Source organism: Pseudomonas sp. TMW22091, assembly GCF_022496705.1.
Classification (GTDB): domain Bacteria; phylum Pseudomonadota; class Gammaproteobacteria; order Pseudomonadales; family Pseudomonadaceae; genus Aquipseudomonas; species Aquipseudomonas saxonica.
This window is the reverse complement of record NZ_SCFI01000019.1, coordinates 18,991-37,250: the sequence shown is the minus strand read 5'-3', so window position 1 is coordinate 37,250 and position 18,260 is coordinate 18,991. Positions and strand designations below refer to the sequence as shown.

Below are 18,260 nucleotides of genomic sequence, written 5' to 3'. Positions count from 1 at the left end.
TCACTCCGGCACTGTTATGGGGGCCCGCCGCGACGGGCCATCCTTGGCCCGATCGCGGCTGGCTCGGCGTCCTGCCTCGCCACCCCCATAACAGCACCTGCGTTCAGCCTCCTGTGATGGGCCCCAGCGTCGTTCCCACTGTTTCGGTGGCGGCATTGAAATTGTTTTAGAAGCTAGAAGCTAGACTTTATCCCTTCGTAACCACCCCCGGCCTAAGCACCAACCACAACGCCACCGCAATCAAAACCCCGCCATACACATGGGCCATCGACAATGGCTCGCCCAGGAACAACGCCCCCCAGAGCACGCCAAACGGCGGAATCATAAACGTCACCGTCATCGACTTGACCGGGCCAATACTGGTCAGCAACCGGAAATAAAGAATGTACGCAAATGCCGTACACACCAACCCCAGCCCCAACAACGACAACCAGACACTCATCCCGCCCCAGCTGACCGGAGGCTGATTAACCACGCTCAGTGCAAACAGCGGCAGCAAGAACAACGTAGCCCCCAGCATGCTGCCCAGCGCTGACAAGCGCGGGTCAAGGCCGCCTTGCTGGTCCAGCCAGCGGCGCGCGAGAAAACCGGCAAAGCCATAGCACGTCGTGGCCAGCAGGCAGGCAAGGGCGCCCATCAGCAAGTCCAGGTCGAAGGCTACCGGCCCGGCACGGGTCAAAACGCCCACACCCAGCAGCCCCAGAAACACCCCGGCCATTTTGGTCAGGGTCAGTTTTTCACTGAAAAATAGACCGCCAATCAATACGCCCATCAGCGGCGTAGTCGCGTTGAAAATGGCCGAGTAACCCGCGGGCAATACCTGGGCCGCCACCGAGTACAGCGTGGCAGGAACCCCGGAGTTGATGACCCCGAGGATTAAAATAACCTTGAATTTACCGTCAAAATTCCAACGCACCCGCATCAGCGCCAGTATCACCAGCAAGCCAGTGGCCGCAATGGAAACCCTGAAAAACGCAGTAGGGACAGTCCCGAGAACCGGTGCGATGATGCGCATAAACAAAAAGCTGGCGCCCCAAATACCTGCCAATGACAGCATTCGGACGATATCGACAAGTCTCACGGCAGTATCCCTACAAAGTTCAAGCCGAGCAGTGTAAGTGATGCCGCGATTCAGGTGAGTCGGATTTTCACCGCTACGCTGAGCATGATCATGTGAGTCGAGTCGCAATCAGGTGTCATCAATCCCTACAGATTCGTGCATAAGCGCCTAAATCTGCGACAATCCGCCCCCTGCCTTTACCAAGACTACTGCGCACCTGATGACTGACGAATCGCCTGCTATCGACCAACTGTTGAAAAATCTTGATCACGCCATGATTGCCGACCGGCATAAGCTGCGCCGGCAATTGCATGAGCTGCGCAAAAAGCCTGATGACGCCAAGTTGGCCGCATGGGCAGAGCGCGTGCAGGCGTCGTGCGAACAGGTCAAGGCGCGGGCGGCGAGCGTGCCGTTGATTCGTTATGACGAAAATCTGCCGATTGCCGCCAAGCGCGACGAGATCAAGGCGGCACTGCTCAAGCATCAGGTGTTGATTCTGGCCGGTGAAACCGGCTCGGGTAAAACCACTCAATTGCCGAAAATCTGCCTTGAAATCGGCCGTGGCCAGCATGGCCTGATTGGCCACACACAGCCGCGACGCATTGCAGCACGCAGTGTCGCCAGTCGGGTGGCGGAAGAACTGGCCACGCCGCTGGGGGCGCTGGTCGGCTATCAGGTGCGGTTCGAAGACCAAAGCGATTCCAATACGCTGGTCAAACTGATGACGGACGGGATCTTGCTGGCCGAAACCCAGCACGACCGTTATCTGGAACGCTATGACACGATCATCGTCGACGAAGCCCATGAACGCAGCCTGAACATCGACTTCCTGCTGGGTTATTTGAAAATCCTGCTGCCGCGTCGCCCCGATCTGAAAGTCATCATCACCTCGGCCACCATCGATCTTGAGCGCTTCTCCAAGCACTTTGATGATGCACCGATTGTTGAGGTGTCAGGTCGAACCTTTCCGGTTGAAACCTGGTATCGGCCGCTGACCTCTGAGCAAGACGAGGAGGGCAACAGCGTCGAGGAGGACTTGAGCGTCGATCAGGCGATTCTTGCGACCCTGGATGAAATCGCTGCGTTTGAGCGCAGCGAACGCAAAAGCCCTGGCGATGTGCTGGTATTTTTGCCGGGCGAGCGCGAAATTCGTGACGCCGCTGACATGCTGCGCAAAGCCCAGCTCAAGCACACCGAAATCCTGCCTTTATATGCACGACTGACACCGGCCGAGCAGCAGCGGATTTTCCAGTCCCATGCCGGTCGCCGTGTGGTGCTGGCGACGAACGTCGCCGAAACGTCGCTAACGGTGCCAGGCATCCGGTATGTGATCGACAGCGGCACCGCGCGCATTAGCCGTTACAGTTATCGGGCCAAAGTTCAGCGCTTGCCGATTGAGGCCATTTCCCAGGCCAGCGCCAACCAGCGTAAAGGTCGGTGTGGTCGGGTTGAGCCGGGTATTTGTGTGCGCTTGTACAGCGAAGAAGACTTTAACGGGCGCCCCGAATTTACCGATCCGGAGATTCTGCGTACCAACCTGGCCGCCGTTATCTTGCAAATGCTGCACCTGCGTCTGGGCGAAATTACTCAGTTTCCGTTTATTGAGCCGCCAGATGGCAAAGCCATTACTGACGGTTTTAACCTGCTGCAAGAGTTGTCGGCGGTTAACCGTGAGAATCAGCTGACGCCACTGGGCCGCCAGTTGGCGCGCTTGCCGGTCGACCCGCGGATGGGGCGTATGCTGCTGGAAGCGGCCAAGTTGGGCAGCTTGCAGGAAGTGTTGATCGTTGCCAGCGCGATGTCGGTGCAAGACCCGCGTGAACGTCCGCCCGAGCGTCAGCAAGCCGCAGATCAGGCGCACGCGCAATGGAAAGATGTCGACTCCGATTTTGCCGCGCTGATCAATGTCTGGCGTGGCTTTGAAGAGCAGCGTCAGGCGTTGACGGCCAGCCCGTTGCGTAACTGGTGCCGCAAGAACTTCCTGAACTACTTGCGGTTACGCGAGTGGCGCGACTCGCACCGTCAATTGAGTCTGATCTGCCGCGACATGCAGCTCACCGTCAATAAAGAGCCCGCGGATTACCCCAAACTGCATAAGGCGGTGTTGTCTGGCTTGCTCAGTCAGATCGGGCAAAAAACTGAGGATGGCGATTACCTTGGCGCGCGTCAGCGCCGGTTCTGGATTCATCCGTCATCGGGCCTGGGCAAAAAACGCCCTCAATGGTTGATGACCGCCGAGCTGGTTGAAACGACCAAACTGTATGCGCGTATGGTCGCCAAAATCGAACCGGACTGGATTGAGCCGCTGGCCGGGCACTTGATCAAAAAGAATTACTTCGAGCCGCACTGGGAGAAGAAGCGCGGGCAAGTGGTGGCCTACGAGCAAATCACCTTGTTCGGCTTGATCGTGGTTGGTCGCCGTGCCGTACATTACGGGCCGATTGATCCGGTATTGTCGCGCGAGCTGTTTATCCGCGAAGGCCTGGTGCGGGGCGAGATTCAGTCACGGGCCAAGTGTTTGACGGCCAACGCCAAGTTGCTCGAACAGCTCGACGAACTGGAAGCCAAGGCCCGACGCCGCGACATTTTGGCTGACGAAGAAACCCTGTACGCCTTTTACGATGCGCGGCTTCCGGCTGAGATCCATCAGACGGCGACCTTTGATAGCTGGTATCGCGTCAACAGTCAGAAAGACCCGCAACTGCTGATCATGCGCGAGGAGGATGTGCTGGCGCGTGAAGCCACCGAAATCACCGCCCAGCATTTCCCGGACACCCTGCATCTGGGCGATTTGACCCTTGAACTGAGCTATCACTTTGAACCGAACCACCCGCGCGACGGGGTAACGGTCAAAGTACCAGCGCCGTTATTGCCGGTATTGCCGCCTGAGCGTCTTGAGTGGCTGGTGCCGGGCATGATCGAGGCCAAATGCATTGCACTGGTGCGCAGTCTGCCCAAGGCGTTGCGTAAAAACTTTGTACCCGTGCCGGACTTTGTCAAAGCCGCCTTGCAGCGCATGACGTTTGCCGAAGGTTCGTTGCCTCAGGCACTGGGTCGCGAGTTGTTGCGCATGACCGGTGCTCGGGTCAGCGATGACGCCTGGGCCGAAGCCGCGCAGCAGGTCGAAAACCACCTGAAGATGAACCTTGAAGTGGTCGACGGCGAAGGTAAGTTTCTCGGCGAAGGCCGTGATTTGGCCGAGTTGACGGCGCGCTTTGCGCAAGCCAGTCAGGCGGCTCTTGCTGTGCCGCAAACGGCAAAAAGCCAGCAGCCGGTCGAGGCCAAGGTGTTCGCCCCTGTGGCAGAAAAAACCCAGCAAAAGATCGCTGGCTTGTCGATGACGGTTTACCCGGCGCTGGTGGAAGAAGGCAATACGGTCAAGGAGGGGCGTTTTTCGACCCCGGCTGAAGCGGAGTATCAACACCGCCGTGCCTTGCAGCGCTTATTGATGCAGCAACTGGCCGAACCCGCCAAGTTCTTGCGCGGCAAACTGCCGGGTCTGACCGAGTTGGGCTTGCTGTACCGTGAGTTGGGACGGGTTGAGAGTCTGGTTGAAGACATTCTGCTGGCCAGCCTGGACTCGTGCATCCTCGAAGGTGAAGCGAGCCTGCCACGTGACGGTGCCGGACTGGCGTCCCTGGCTGAGCGTAAACGCGGAGCCTGGACCGAACACGCTGAAAAACTGGCAAAGCTGACGCTGGAGATTCTCAAGCTGTGGCATGGCCTGCAAAAACGCTTCAAGGGCAAGATTGATCTGGCTCAGGCGGTTGCCTTGAATGACATCAAGCAGCAGTTGAGCCATCTGGTCTACCCGGGTTTTGTTCGCGAAACCCCGGCGATGTGGCTCAAGGAGCTGCCGCGTTATTTGAAAGCGATTGAATTGCGGCTGGAAAAACTGCCCAGTCAGGTGCAGAAGGATCGTGTTTGGAGTGGCGAGCTGAGTGGCCTGTGGGCGCAGTATCAGGCCCGGGCTACCAAGCATGCCCAGGAAGGCAAGCGTGATCCGCAACTGGAGCTGTACCGCTGGTGGCTTGAGGAGTACCGCGTGTCGCTGTTTGGCCAGCAACTGGGCACCAAGGTGCCGATATCGGACAAACGATTGAACAAGCAATGGAGTGTGGTGGAGGCTTAGCGAACCAATCCCAACGCTGTAGCCGCTGACGAGGAACGAAGGCTGCGATCTGCGGCAAAGCCGCGGTAAAACCTGGCACTCAGAGGTGTTCTGAGGTGCTACGTTTTGCGACCGCTTCGAGCTCGATCCCAGCCTTCGTCAGCGCAAGCATGATCGCCAGCGAGTATTTGCTCTGCTTGTGATCTGGCTTGTGATCTGGCTTGTGATCTGGCTTGTGATCTGGCTTGTGATCTGCTTGTGATCTGGTTTTTGACTTGGCTTTTGATCTGCCGCCCCTTCGGGAGGCCGAAAGGAGGTTTCGCGGAGTGGGTCGACCGGCATGGATGCCGGGAGAGCTGCGATCGGGCCAAGGATGGCCCGTCGCAGCGTGCCCACGGAGCGGGACCGGAGTGAGGGACACCTGAGCGAAGCGAGGGCCGTACGCGGGGGCGGAAGCGTTTTGGTTACTTTGCCGCTTTTGCAAAGTGACACGCCGTAAGGGCGTAACCATTACTTCAGCTAGACGCGAATAATGGATATGTACTCAAAGTTTTCAATTGGCCAGCGTACATATCCATTTGATGTATCAAACCTGTCTACGGGTTTCGCCCTTACGGCGAGTTCCTTTTGGCAAACAGCCCCAAAAGGAACCAAAAGGTCCTTGCCCTACCATACGGCCGAGCTCGCCTAGGCTCGCCCGGTGCCTTCACTCCGGCACTGTTATGGGGGCCCGCCGCGACGGGCCATCCTTGGCCCGATCGCGGCTGGCTCGGCGTCCTGCCTCGCCACCCCCATAACAGCACCTGCGTTCAGCCTCCTGTGATGGGCCCCAGTGTTGGTTTCATAGTTTCGGTGGCGGCAGGGGGATTGTTTTAGAAGCTAAAAGCTCAAGCCCAAACCTCCCCATACGAGCAACTGGTTGTGCTCTGAGGATCAAGACAGTATCCACAGAAATGCTTCAGGCAGGCATGCTGCTCAATTCCGTAAAGGACTTTCTTCTGCTAAAGAAGGCCAAATGCTGGCGTTTATGGCAGACTTCGCGGCTATAAATACCTTAAGCGAATGTAGTTCGGGCTTTTCCTCTCTCTATCAGGGGTCAGCCTTTTTATGACTTGGTACGACCGTACCAGTATTTTCTGCTTGATCAGAATAGAGGAACGACCGTGTATAACGTCGTCATCAGCGGCACAGGCCTGTACACCCCGGCCAACAGCATCTCCAACGAAGAGCTGGTGCAATCTTTCAATGCCTACGTACAACAGTTCAATGCCGACAACGCTGCAGCCATCGAGGCGGGCGATGTTGAGCCATTGGCAGAATCCAGCGCTGCCTTTATTGAAAAGGCGTCAGGAATCAAAAGCCGCTTTGTGATGGACAAGGAAGGCATTCTTGATCCGCAACGCATGCGCCCGCATTTGCCGGAGCGCTCCAACGACGAAATGTCGGTGCTCTGCGAAATGGCGGTGGGCGCAGCCCATCAAGCGTTGGAACGTGCGGGCAAAACAGCCGCCGATATCGACGGGGTTATTGTCGCCTGCTCCAACTTGCAACGTCCGTACCCGGCCATTGCCATCGAAGTGCAACATGCCTTGGGCATTCAGGGTTTTGGCTTTGACATGAACGTGGCCTGTTCTTCGGCAACCTTTGGCATTCAAACGGCCAGCAACAGTGTGCAATTGGGCCAGGCCCGTGCGGTACTGCTGATCAGCCCTGAAGTGTGCACCGGCCACCTGAATTTCCGTGACCGTGACAGCCACTTTATCTTTGGTGATGCCGCCACTGCGGTGGTCGTTGAACGTGCCGACCTGGCCACGTCTGCGCACCAGTTCGATATTGTCAGCACCAAACTGCTGACCACCTATTCGAACAACATCCGCAATAACTTCGGCTTCCTCAATCGCGCCTCGGATACACCCGCCGACAGCCCGGACAAACTGTTTGTGCAGGAAGGTCGCAAGGTTTTCCGCGATGTGTGCCCAATGGTGGCCGAATTGATCGGTCAGCATCTTGAGGAAAACACCATTGACGTCAATGACGTTAAACGCTTCTGGCTGCATCAGGCCAACCTGAGCATGAACCACCTGATCGTCAAACGCCTGCTGGGCCGTGAAGCGTCAGTCGAAGAAGCACCGGTCATTCTCGATACTTACGCCAACACCAGCTCGGCGGGTTCGGTGATTGCATTTCATAAGTACCAGGACGATCTGCCGAGCGGAGCGCTGGCAGTGCTGAGTTCGTTCGGTGCCGGCTATTCAATCGGCAGTGTGATTCTGCGCAAGCGTTAAATATCGCTACTTTGCGGGGTGCGAATGCTGACAGCTGACGACACCGATTTGCTCAAGCGTCTGTTGGCAGGTGAGCAGCAGGCGTTTCGGGTGCTGGTCAGTACCTATCAAGGTGCCATGCAGGCGGTTGCCTACGCAATTGTAGGTAACCGCCATGCCGATGAGGTCGTGCAGGATGCCTGGCTGTCGGTGGTGCGCAATCTGTCGTCCTTTGAGGGCCGTTCGAGCCTGAAAACCTGGCTGTTGACCATTACGGCCAATCACGCAAAAAACCGTTATAAGCAGAACCGGCGCGAAGTCTTGCTCGACGACTTGCCTTCGCCTCATGGCAGCGTTGACGACGATCGATTTTCCAGCGATGGCCACTGGCTGCTGGCGCCTTATGCCTGGCATCAGGACACCCCGCAAGCCTTGCTGACTGAGGAGGAGTTGCGCGAATGCCTGGAGCACACCCTGCTCAGCCTGCCGCAATTACAGCGCAGTGTGCTGGTGTTGCGCGAACGTCAAGGGATGGAACTGGAAGAGATTTGTAATCTTCTGGAAATATCGCTCTCTAATGCTCGGGTGCTGGTGCACCGGGCGAGGCTCAAAGTCTTCGCCACTGTGGAGCATTTTGAGGAAACAGGAGAATGTTGACCTGCAAACAGTACGTTGCGCAGTCAAGTGATTATCTGGATGGCCAGTTGACCTTTCGACAGCGCTTGGTCGCGCGTCATCATTTACTTTTTTGCCCTAATTGCCGCCGATTTACCCGGCAAATGCGTGTGTTGGGTGCGACCGTAAAAGCACTTGATGAACCGTTACCGGGTGATGTGGAGGTGATGGTGGAGCGGATGATGCGCGAACGGCGCAAGTAAGTGCAAAACGTGGAGACCTTCGGTGGATTTGAAGGGGGCCGAAGGTTTCCACGCTCTGCAGGTAACACACAAAACGCTGCTGATTCAGCGTTTTGCTTATTTCCGGGAACCGTAGTGCTTAGAACTTGGCTTCCACGTCCAACTGCAGGGTATTGGCGTCGGCATCTTTATGCGTTGAGGTTGCATAGTCGGCTTTGGTCAGGAAGTACGTCACCCCCACACCGAAGTTCTTGTCGATTTCATAACCCACTTTGAACTTGTGCCCACGGGAACCGGTAGTGCCGTTGGCAAAGTCGGAGTCGGTGAAGGCACCCACCACCGCGTTACGCTGAATATCGCGGTAGTTGTAGTCCAGGCTGAACGCGTCGAGCTTGCTTTTGAAACCCACCAGCCAGGCGTCGTCCTGATCGCTGTCAGTCGCAGCGTTGTGCACGTATTGGCCGTACAGCGACAAAGGAACGGGCAGGTTGGCAATATCAACCTGACCAAAGCCTTCGTACAGACGGAATTCGTCGGTGCTGTTGCCGTTAACCGCCAGAGCGCAGGGTGTGGTCTTGGTGCCAGTTGTCGGGCAGTTGCTGTCCTTGTCGTTGTCGTAGCTGTAAACGCTGCCGCCCAAGGTCACTTTCAGGCTGTCAGTCGGGGCGAATTTGGCACCCAGTTGGCCCGCATACAGCCGCAGGTCGTGGCGGAACTGCACACCTTCACCGTCGACGTTGTCCTTGAGGGTGTAGTAACCGGCGCTGCCGAACATTTCTACGCCCGAGTTACCCAGGTTGTGTTTATAGGTCGCCGCCAGACCTTCCGGGTTGATATCGCTATCCCAGATCACATCGCCCATGCTGACCCACGGTTGTGGCATCTTGCCGCCGATCAGGTGCAGGTTGGCCAGCGCTGTCGGGTGGTAGTCGATGTAGGCCTGATCCAGCCACAGCTGCTTCTTGTCGAAGTAGTTGTCCAGGTCCTGGTTGGTTGAGCGGGCATCGTCGCCACCACCGGTAGCAATACGAATGCCGGTGTTCACTTGCGGATTGATTTCGGTGTAGGCGCCCAGACGAGCACGGATACGCTGGCGATCCTTGTTCTTGCCGTCGGACTCGCCGTCGATCTTGACGTTTTCGTGGCGTACCCGAACGTCACCCTTGAATTCGGTCTTGGCGGCCCAGGCCACTTTTTGTTCAAACGCGCTCAGGTCGGATTTCTTCACCTGATCTGCGGCGGCTTCTTGTTGAGCTTGTTTCTCGCTGGTCAGCTCGGTTTGCAGCTCGGCGTATTGAGCAGGTGAAATGGAGCCGTTGGCTTTGAGCATTTCTAGCAGTTTTGCATCGACGCCAGCGCTGGCCGGAACACTCATGGCCAATACCAGTGTGCCACACAGTCCCGCCGCAACTCGTGTAGAAACAAGACGCATATGAATCTCCCAATAGTGAGATGGCCTTGGCCACCGCGGAAACAATCGGCCCTTGATGGGCTCGCTAATAAGAGGTTGAGCGTGACGCTAGCGTGTTGGCAGGCTGACCGCTCATAACCCTGTCTTCTAAGAAGCGGCGCCAGTATCGCGGCTGGATATGACAAAAAAGTGGCAATCTGATAGCAAGTCTGTGACAGCATTCGAACGCTCTGGAAGAGTCGTTTTCGCGATAGTTGCAGGCGGCGCAATCGGCATCTGGGGTTCTGGTGCTACCATCGCCGCTCTTGTGCGTGGGTTGGGGATTTCAATGCCGTTACACCGTCTGGACAGTCTTGCTGGCATTTCGGCCCAGGAATGGGATGCGTTGGTGCCGCTGGCACAACCGTTTTTGCGTCACGCCTTCCTTAGTGCGCTGGAAGACAGCGGCAGCCTTGGCCCGCATTCGGGTTGGAAGCCCGAGCACCTTCTGCATTATGAAAACGGTCAGTTGCTCGCGGCGTTGCCCAGTTACCGTAAATGGCATTCCTACGGCGAATATGTGTTCGACCACGAATGGGCGAATGCGTGTGAGCGGGCGGGTATCGACTATTACCCCAAACTGCTGACGGCCGTTCCGTTCAGCCCGGTCAGCGGGCCCCGGTTGTTGGCAGCGCGAAGCGAGGACGGCCTTGAGTTGTTGGCGGCCTTGCCGGGCTATCTGGAGATCGAAGGCTTATCCAGTGCGCACATCAACTTTACCGACCCTTTGGCCGATACAGCGTTGGCGCAACAACCCGGGTGGCTGCAACGCATCGGCTGTCAGTTTCATTGGCAGAACCGCGATTACCGCGACTTTCAGGACTTTCTGGATGCGCTGAGTTCACGCAAGCGCAAGCAAATGCGCAAGGAGCGCGAGCAGGTGGCGGGGCAGGGTTTTGAGTTTGAGTGGCTCGAAGGCCAGCAGGTCAGTGAGGCGCAGTGGGATTTCGTCTACGCCTGTTATGCCAATACCTATGCGGTGCGCCGCCAGACCCCGTATCTGACGCGAGCGTTTTTCAGCCTGCTGGCTGAACGCATGCCCGAGTCCATTCGTGTGGTACTGGCCAGACAAGGCGCAACACCCGTGGCAATGGCATTTAGCCTGTTGGGTGGCGACAGTCTTTATGGTCGCTACTGGGGCTGTCTGGGGGAGTTTGACCGGCTGCATTTTGAAACGTGTTTCTATCAAGGAATGGACTATGCCATTGCGCACGGCCTACAGCGTTTTGATGCGGGCGCACAGGGTGAGCACAAGCTGATACGCGGTTTTGAGCCGGTGATCACTCATTCATGGCATTACTTGCGCCATCCAGGGTTGAAAGCCGCGGTCAGTGATTTTCTGGATCGTGAGCGGGTCGGTGTGCTGGCGTATGCCGAAGAGGCGAGGGCGGCGCTGCCCTACCGGCAGGGCTGACCCTCGCACTTTTGTCAGTCTATGCCGACAAAACCGCCCGTTTGATGCTGCCACAGACGTGCATACAAACCGCCGTGGGCGAGCAGTTCTGCGTGGGTGCCGCTTTCTGCGATATGGCCTTTTTCGAGCACGACCAAACGGTCCATTCGCGCAATGGTTGAAAGCCGGTGGGCGATGGCAATAACGGTTTTGCCTTGCATGAGGGTCTCCAGACTTTCCTGAATGGCTGCTTCCACTTCGGAGTCCAGCGCCGAGGTGGCTTCGTCCATGATCAGGATCGGCGCATTTTTAAGCAGCACGCGAGCAATGGCGATGCGCTGGCGTTGCCCGCCTGACAGTTTGACCCCGCGCTCGCCGACATGCGCGTCAAAGCCGGTGCGGCCTTGAGCGTCGGACAGTTGCGGGATGAATTCGTCAGCGCGGGCTTTGTGCACGGCTTCCCACAACTCTTCGTCGGTGGCGTCCGGCTTGCCATACAGCAAGTTGTCGCGAATCGAACGGTGCAGCAACGAAGTGTCCTGAGTGATCATGCCAATTTGCTCGCGCAGGCTTTCTTGTGTCACGTCGGCGATGTTCTGGCCATCGATCAGAATTCTGCCGCCTTGCACGTCATACAGGCGCAACAGCAGGTTCACCAACGTGGACTTGCCAGCACCCGAAGGGCCGATCAAACCGATTTTCTCACCGGGTTTGATCACCAGGTTGAGGTCGCTGATGATCCCGCTGCGTTTGCCGTAATGAAAGTCGACATGCTCGAAACGCACTTCGCCACGTGTGATTTCCAGGCGCGGTGCCCCTTCACGGTCATTCACGGCCACGGGCTGGGCAATGGTCTGCAAACCGTCCTGAACCATACCGATGTTTTCGAAAATACCGTTGACGACCCACATGATCCAGCCGGACATGTTGACGATCCGGATCACCAGCCCGGTGGCCAGTGCAATGGCCCCCACGCTGATCAATGACTGGCTCCACAGCCACAAGGCCAGGCCACTGGTGGTGACAATCAACAGGCCGTTAAGGCTGGTGATGGTCACGTCCATGCTGGTCACAACGCGGCTGGCCAACTGGGTTTTTTCGGTTTGTTCGATAATCGCTTCGCGGGCGTACTGCTGCTCGAAGTTGGTGTGCGCGAACAATTTGAGCGTGGTGATATTGGTGTAGCCGTCAACGATACGGCCCATCAGTTTGGAGCGTGCATCGGACGACACCACCGAGCGCTCTTTGACTCGCGGTACGAAGTAATAGAGCGCGCCGACATAGCACGCGATCCAGGTCAGCAACGGAATCATCAGGCGCCAGTCGGCTTCGGCAAACAGCACCAGCGAACTGATGGCGTAGATCATTACATGCCACAGGGCATCCACGGCCTGCACCGCCGAATCGCGCAATGAGTTGCCGGTTTGCATGATGCGTTGGGCAATACGGCCAGCGAAATCGTTCTGGAAAAAGTTGAGGCTTTGTTTGAGCACATAGCTGTGGTTTTGCCAGCGGATCATGCTGGTCATGCTCGGGCTCAGGGTCTGGTGAACCAGCAGGTCATGCAGGCCGAAGAACACCGGGCGGATGATCAACGCCACCACGGCCATCCAGATCAGTTCACCGCTATGGACTTTGAAAAAGTCGGTACTGGGTGTGCCCTGAGTCAAGTCGATCAACGTACTCAGGTAGCTGAACAGTGACACTTCAATCAAGGCCGCGATCAGACCTACCACCAGCAAGGCGGCGAAGATGGGCCACACCTGACGCAGGTAGTAGAGGTAAAACGCCCAGACAGTGCTGGGCGGGGCGGCGGTGGGTGCTTCGCGGAAAATATCGATCAGTTTTTCAAAACGACGATAAAGCATGTTCACTGACGCCCGCTGCGCGGACTCTCCTTTAGTGGTATGACCGGCCCGTTAACAGGGCCGTGAAGGGCTGGGCCGGTCGTGCTCCTTGCGAAACTCGGCTTATCAGTCGATACGCTTGGCGGACTTGATCAGCACCGGGTCGATCGGCACATTCTGCATGCCTTGTTTGGTGGTGGTCTGCGAGTTGACGATTTGGTCTACCACGTCCATGCCGTTCACGACTTTGGCGAATACGGCGTAGCCCGCGTCGCGGCCCGGGTCCAGAAAGGCGTTGTCGGCAACGTTGATAAAGAACTGGCTGGTGGCCGAGTTCGGGTTTGAAGTGCGTGCCATCGCCAGCGTACCGCGAACGTTATGCAGGCCATTGCTGGCTTCGTTCTTGATCGGGTCGCGGGTCGGTTTTTGGACCATCTCGTTGGTAAACCCGCCGCCCTGAACCATAAAGCCCGGGATCACACGGTGGAAAATAGTGTTGGTGTAAAAGCCGCTGTCGACATATTCCAGAAAGTTCTTGGTGCTGATCGGCGCCTTGACCGGGTCCAGCTCGATTTCGATCTTGCCAAAGCTGGTGTCCAGCAGAACGTGCGGGGCTTTAACCGCAGGGGCGGCCATCAGGTTGGCAGCGAAGATCAGGCCTGCGGCAGCGAGGACGATTTTTTTCAACATGGGTCAGTAATCCTGAACAGTGGTAGCAACGGGGTGAGGGAACTCACTCACGACGAAAATAGGAATTCACGAGCCAGCCAATGCAAGCCGGCGAACCTTGGACAGGATATTCGTGATCGATGTTCCTGCCCACCCTTGTGATAGTTACAGAGCTGATGATCAGGTTTTCAGCGGCGCGGTATCAAAGGTGCGCAGCAACTCGACCAGTATTTGGGTGGCCGGGCCTAACGGCTTGTCCTTGTTGGAGTACAGGAAAAACAGCGGATGGCGATTGCCGCCCTGATTTAACGGCAGGGGTTTGAGAGTGCCGTCTTTAAGCTCGCGTTCGATCATGTGGCGGGGCAGCCAGGCAAAACCCAGCCCGCTGCTGACAAAGGCGGCGGCAGTGGCGAGACTGCCAACGGTCCAGCGCTGTTCTGCGCCCAGCCAGCCCATGTCGCGTGGCTGTTGGCGACCCGAGTCGCGAATCACCACCTGCAACTGGCTTTCGAGATCCTGAAAGTGCAACTCGCGTTGCAGTTTATGCAACGGGTGATCAGGGTGAGCCACTGCCACAAATTCCACAGCGCTCAATTCGGCCCCCAGATAACCGGGGATGCTGAAACTGCTGATGGCCAGGTCTGCCACGCCTTCAAGCAGGACTTCTTCGACACCGGAAAGCACTTCTTCGCGCAGGCGGACACGACAGCCCCGGCTTTGCGGCATAAAAGCGGTCAGCGCCTGAACCAGCCGGGCATTGGGGTAGGCGGCATCCACCACCAGCCGTACTTCGGCCTCCCAGCCTTGTTCCATATGATGGGCCAGATCTTCGAGTTGACTGGCCTGCTTCACCAGTTGTCGGGAGCGGCGCAACAAGACGCCTCCGGCTTCAGTCAGCACGGCTTTGCGCCCGTCGATACGAAGCAACGGCACACCGAGCTGGTCCTGCATGCGGGCCACGGTATAGCTGACAGACGATTGCGAGCGATGCAGCACTTCGGCGGCCTGGGCGAAGCCGCCATGGTCGACCACGGCTTGTAAGGTGCGCCACTGATCAAGGGTCACACGGGGCGCTTTCACGATGGAATCCTCTGGGGTTGCCTGTTGTGTGGTGACTTTATAAACAGTTTTCTTGATAGGTTGTAGCAGAATTTCAGTATTTTTTATCGAGGCGTTGTCCTATAGCCTAGGCCTCATTGAGTTGTATCAGTCCGCGATTATTCCTAATCAGAATGTCGAAATTTCTGATCAGTTAAGCACTTATTTAATCGGGAGATAATTGAACGCTGGCTTAATCAGTCCATTGCTCCTTCAAGCATGCGGTTCGCGCATCGAACCTCCCTTTGCACTTTAAGTGAGTGCTCCTGCCCGATCAGCCCCTGCGCTGAATCGGGTTTTTTTTTGCGATCATTTTACTGGCCGTCAAAAACCGCTAAGGTCGCGCACATTCCTTTTGGCTCGCCGGTGCTTGCGCCGCGCGATCTGCGCTACTTACGGACGAAAATCCATGGGCTATTTGTTATTTGTCACGCTGATACAGGCGTTTTCCTTCAGCCTGATTGGCGAGTACCTGGCGGGTCACGTCGACAGCTACTTTGCGGTACTGGTTCGGGTGGTGCTGGCAGGGTTGGTGTTTATCCCGTTGACTCGCTGGCGACAGGTTGAACCCGGCTTTATGCGCGGCATGCTGCTGATCGGGGCGCTTCAATTCGGGATCACCTACGTGTGCCTGTATTTGAGCTTTCGTGTCCTGACAGTGCCAGAGGTGTTGCTGTTCACCATCCTTACGCCATTGCACGTGACCTTGATCGAGGACGCACTCAACCGTCGGTTCAATCCCTGGGCGCTGGTGGCAGCATTGGTCGCGGTAGCGGGGGCGGGTGTGATTCGCTTTGACAGCATCAGCCCGGATTTTTTCAAGGGCTTCCTGCTGTTGCAACTGGCCAACTTCACCTATGCCGCCGGTCAGGTCTTGTACCGCAGGTTGGTGGCGCGTTACCCGAGTGACGTGCCGCACTACCGGCGTTTCGGCTTCTTCTATGTGGGTGCGCTGGCGGTGGTGTTGCCGGCCTTCATGCTGTTTGGCAAAGCCAACTTTCTGCCCGATGCGCCGTTGCAGTGGGGCGTGCTGGTGTTTCTGGGCCTGGTGTCGACAGCGTTGGGGATGTATTGGTGGAACAAAGGTGCCTGCATGGTCAGCAGCGCAACGCTGGCGGTAATGAATAACCTGCATGTACCGGTAGGGTTGTTGCTCAACCTGCTGATCTGGAATCAGCACGAGCCGTTGGCGCGTTTGCTGATTGGCGGTCTGGTGATTGCTCTGGCGGTCTGGATCAGTCGCCTAGACCGCAGAGCTATCAGGGTCTAAGGTCAATCCAGTCGAGCAACCACCTTCAAGGAGAGACGGAATGACAGTCAGGGTGTTGATCTTGCCGGGTCTGTTCAATTCAGGAACAGAGCATTGGCAATCTCACTGGGAAAAGCGCTACAGCGGGCTGCACCGGGTTAAACAGGAGAACTGGGAAACCCCCGTGTGTACCGACTGGGTAAATAACCTGCAAAAAAAGATCAGCAAAAGCGAGCGACCGGTGGTGCTGGTGGGGCACAGTCTGGCGTGCGCATTGATTGCCCGCTGGGCGCAGGAGTACCCCGGGCAAACCAAGCATGTTCGCGGCGCTTTACTGGTGGCACCCAGTGACACCGAAGCGCAAAGTTACCCGGCTGGAACCACGGGCTTTACCCCCATGCCGCTGAAAACACTGCCTTTTAATGCGATTACCGTGGCCAGCACCAATGACCCTTACGTGAGCCGCGAACGGGCTACCGCCTTTAGCGATGCGTGGGGCAGTGAACTGGTGTGGCTGGAAAATGCTGGGCACATCAATGCCGAGGGTGGCGTGGGTGCCTGGCCACAAGGGATTGAGCTGTTGTTCAAACTGACAGGCGACCCCCAGTTCAACAGCTAGAAGACGGGAACATGGTTTTATTCGTGTATCGTCGATCGCAGCCTTTGTGCCTCTCTAGTCGCTGACGAGGCACGAAGGCTGCGATCGGCGGCGAAGCCGTCGCTAACCCTTGCGACGATTGCATCGTCGAACGCAGCCTCGCATTACTCGTCAGCTGCTACGAGAATCTTCGCTTACCGGTTCAGTCACCACCAACGGCGCTTGAGACTTGGCCTGCAAGCCCTGGCGCAGGTCATTGCCGCTGGGTTGCTGGTACACACTCAAGCCAAACTCGGGCAAGAGTGACAGCAGGTAGTCAAAAATATCCCCCTGAATACGCTCGTATTCGTCCCATACCGTCGTGCGGGTAAAGCAGTACACCTCCAGCGGCACGCCTTGTGGTGTGGCTTGCAGTTGGCGAACCATGCAGGTCATGTTCGGCTGAATATCGGGGTGGCTCTTCAAATACGCCAGTGCATAAGCGCGGAAGGTGCCGATATTGGTCATGCGCCGACGGTTGGCGGACAGGGCGGCGACATTGCCCTGGGCTTCGTTCCAGTGCTTGAGCTCAACTTTTTTGCGCATCAGGTAATCGCTCAACAGGCGTACCTGCTCCAGACGTTGTTCCTGTGCATCGCTTAAAAAGCCAATATCGCCGGCGTCGATAAACAGGCTGCGCTTGATGCGTCGACCGCCGGATTGCTGCATGCCGCGCCAGTTCTTGAACGACTCGGACATCAAGCGCCAGGTTGGAATGGACACAATGGTTTTATCGAAATTCTGCACTTTGACCGTGTGCAAAGTGATATCGATCACGTCACCATCGGCACCCACCTGCGGCATTTCGATCCAGTCACCCACCCGCAGCAAATCGTTGCTGGTCAACTGCACACTGGCCACGAACGACAACAGAGTGTCTTTGTAGACCAGCAAAATCACCGCCGACATGGCACCCAGCCCCGACAGCAGCAACATGGGCGAGCGGTCGATCAGGGTGGCGACAATAATGATGGCCGAAAACACATACAGCAGCATTTTAGCCAGCTGGATATAACCCTTGATCGGGCGTGTCTTGGCGTAATTGGTGCGCGAATAGATGTCGAGCAAAGCGTCCAGCAGGGACGATATAACCCGTGTCAGCGCGAAAATTGTGATGGCCAGTGCCAGGTTGCCCAAGAAGTGACGGCCAGTGTCGCTCATGTCCGGTACAAGGTTGCGTCCAAACTGCACCATCAGCGAAGGAGTCATTTGCGCCAGGCGATCGAAGACCTTGTGCTCGCGCAGATCATTGACCCAGTGCAGGGCTGGCTGGCGAGCGAGGATTTTGGTCACGCGCAAAATAATGATGCGTGCGACGTGGCCTGCGAGCAGGGCAACGCCCACCAGAACGATCAGTCCCATCAAGGCCGTGATCCAGGGATGTTGATCCAAAGAGGCCCACAGGTCCTGGATTTTGCCCCAGAGTGCTTGAGTATCCATAAGCTAAAACGTTATCTCAGTAATAAATGACGATGGAATTAGAGCACTTCAGGGCGTTTTAGGGCACTCGATTGGACTAAAGAGCCTAAAAAACCATTTGTTTCATGCCGTTCGTGCAAAGTAACTCGGCCTGCGCGCTCGAAACCGTTACTCTATGCCGCTGATTTTTTGTATTTCTTCGAGGT

Annotated in this window: 13 protein-coding genes; 7 read left to right on the top strand and 6 right to left on the bottom strand. The window is 56.9% G+C overall.

The features are described from left to right. Nucleotides 1-187: 187 nt before the first annotated feature. Entirely contained in the window at nucleotides 188-1,081 is an 894-nt protein-coding gene (locus EQV93_RS22190) for a DMT family transporter (protein WP_122786105.1), read from the bottom strand. Between the two features lie 199 nt (nucleotides 1,082-1,280). On the opposite strand from EQV93_RS22190, the gene hrpA reads away from it, so the two are divergent. From hrpA to EQV93_RS22170, 4 genes are all read left to right on the top strand, one after another. Further along, nucleotides 1,281-5,192 (top strand): ATP-dependent RNA helicase HrpA, encoded by a 3,912-nt coding sequence (gene hrpA / locus EQV93_RS22185; protein WP_146424509.1) that lies wholly within the window; start codon nucleotides 1,281-1,283, stop codon nucleotides 5,190-5,192. Nucleotides 5,193-6,334: 1,142 nt separating this feature from the next. After that, nucleotides 6,335-7,456 carry a beta-ketoacyl-ACP synthase III gene (locus tag EQV93_RS22180; protein ID WP_122785679.1) on the top strand — a complete coding sequence of 374 codons (1,122 nt, stop codon included), beginning with the start codon at nucleotides 6,335-6,337 and terminating at the stop codon, nucleotides 7,454-7,456. 24 nt (nucleotides 7,457-7,480) lie between these two features. Further along, nucleotides 7,481-8,092, top strand: coding sequence for an RNA polymerase sigma factor (locus tag EQV93_RS22175; RefSeq protein WP_240892470.1), 612 nt, complete (start codon nucleotides 7,481-7,483; stop codon nucleotides 8,090-8,092). Beyond that, nucleotides 8,086-8,313, top strand: coding sequence for a zf-HC2 domain-containing protein (locus EQV93_RS22170; protein WP_146386492.1), 228 nt, complete (start codon nucleotides 8,086-8,088; stop codon nucleotides 8,311-8,313). Before EQV93_RS22175 ends, EQV93_RS22170 begins: the two co-directional genes overlap by 7 nt. A gap of 118 nt (nucleotides 8,314-8,431) precedes the next feature. On the opposite strand, the gene EQV93_RS22165 is transcribed toward EQV93_RS22170, so the two are convergent. Beyond that, nucleotides 8,432-9,724 (bottom strand): putative porin, encoded by a 1,293-nt coding sequence (locus tag EQV93_RS22165; RefSeq protein ID WP_167654282.1) that lies wholly within the window; start codon nucleotides 9,722-9,724, stop codon nucleotides 8,432-8,434. 307 nt (nucleotides 9,725-10,031) lie between these two features. On the opposite strand from EQV93_RS22165, the gene EQV93_RS22160 reads away from it, so the two are divergent. Next, the gene (locus EQV93_RS22160; protein WP_240892469.1) at nucleotides 10,032-11,156 is read left to right on the top strand and encodes a GNAT family N-acetyltransferase; all 1,125 of its coding nucleotides are present in this window, start codon (nucleotides 10,032-10,034) and stop codon (nucleotides 11,154-11,156) included. A 14-nt stretch (nucleotides 11,157-11,170) separates the two neighbouring features. Here the strand turns inward: EQV93_RS22160 and EQV93_RS22155 are convergent, their stop codons facing one another. From EQV93_RS22155 to EQV93_RS22145, 3 genes are all read right to left on the bottom strand, one after another. Beyond that, nucleotides 11,171-13,003, bottom strand: a complete 1,833-nt coding sequence (locus EQV93_RS22155) for an ABC transporter ATP-binding protein (protein WP_240892468.1) — start codon at nucleotides 13,001-13,003, stop codon at nucleotides 11,171-11,173. A gap of 105 nt (nucleotides 13,004-13,108) precedes the next feature. Beyond that, the gene (locus EQV93_RS22150; protein WP_122785673.1) at nucleotides 13,109-13,672 is read right to left on the bottom strand and encodes a peptidylprolyl isomerase; all 564 of its coding nucleotides are present in this window, start codon (nucleotides 13,670-13,672) and stop codon (nucleotides 13,109-13,111) included. A gap of 159 nt (nucleotides 13,673-13,831) precedes the next feature. Beyond that, a complete protein-coding gene (locus EQV93_RS22145) occupies nucleotides 13,832-14,731 on the bottom strand; it encodes a LysR family transcriptional regulator (protein ID WP_122785672.1) in 900 nt (299 codons plus the stop codon). Between the two features lie 427 nt (nucleotides 14,732-15,158). Between EQV93_RS22145 and EQV93_RS22140 the strand changes: the two genes are divergently transcribed. Both EQV93_RS22140 and EQV93_RS22135 read left to right on the top strand, forming a co-directional pair. Continuing rightward, nucleotides 15,159-16,019 carry a carboxylate/amino acid/amine transporter gene (locus EQV93_RS22140; RefSeq protein WP_146386497.1) on the top strand — a complete coding sequence of 287 codons (861 nt, stop codon included), beginning with the start codon at nucleotides 15,159-15,161 and terminating at the stop codon, nucleotides 16,017-16,019. Between the two features lie 40 nt (nucleotides 16,020-16,059). Further along, nucleotides 16,060-16,617 (top strand): RBBP9/YdeN family alpha/beta hydrolase, encoded by a 558-nt coding sequence (locus EQV93_RS22135; protein WP_240892467.1) that lies wholly within the window; start codon nucleotides 16,060-16,062, stop codon nucleotides 16,615-16,617. 150 nt (nucleotides 16,618-16,767) lie between these two features. On the opposite strand, the gene EQV93_RS22130 is transcribed toward EQV93_RS22135, so the two are convergent. Next, nucleotides 16,768-18,075, bottom strand: a complete 1,308-nt coding sequence (locus tag EQV93_RS22130; protein ID WP_240892466.1) for a mechanosensitive ion channel family protein — start codon at nucleotides 18,073-18,075, stop codon at nucleotides 16,768-16,770. Nucleotides 18,076-18,260 lie beyond the last annotated feature (185 nt).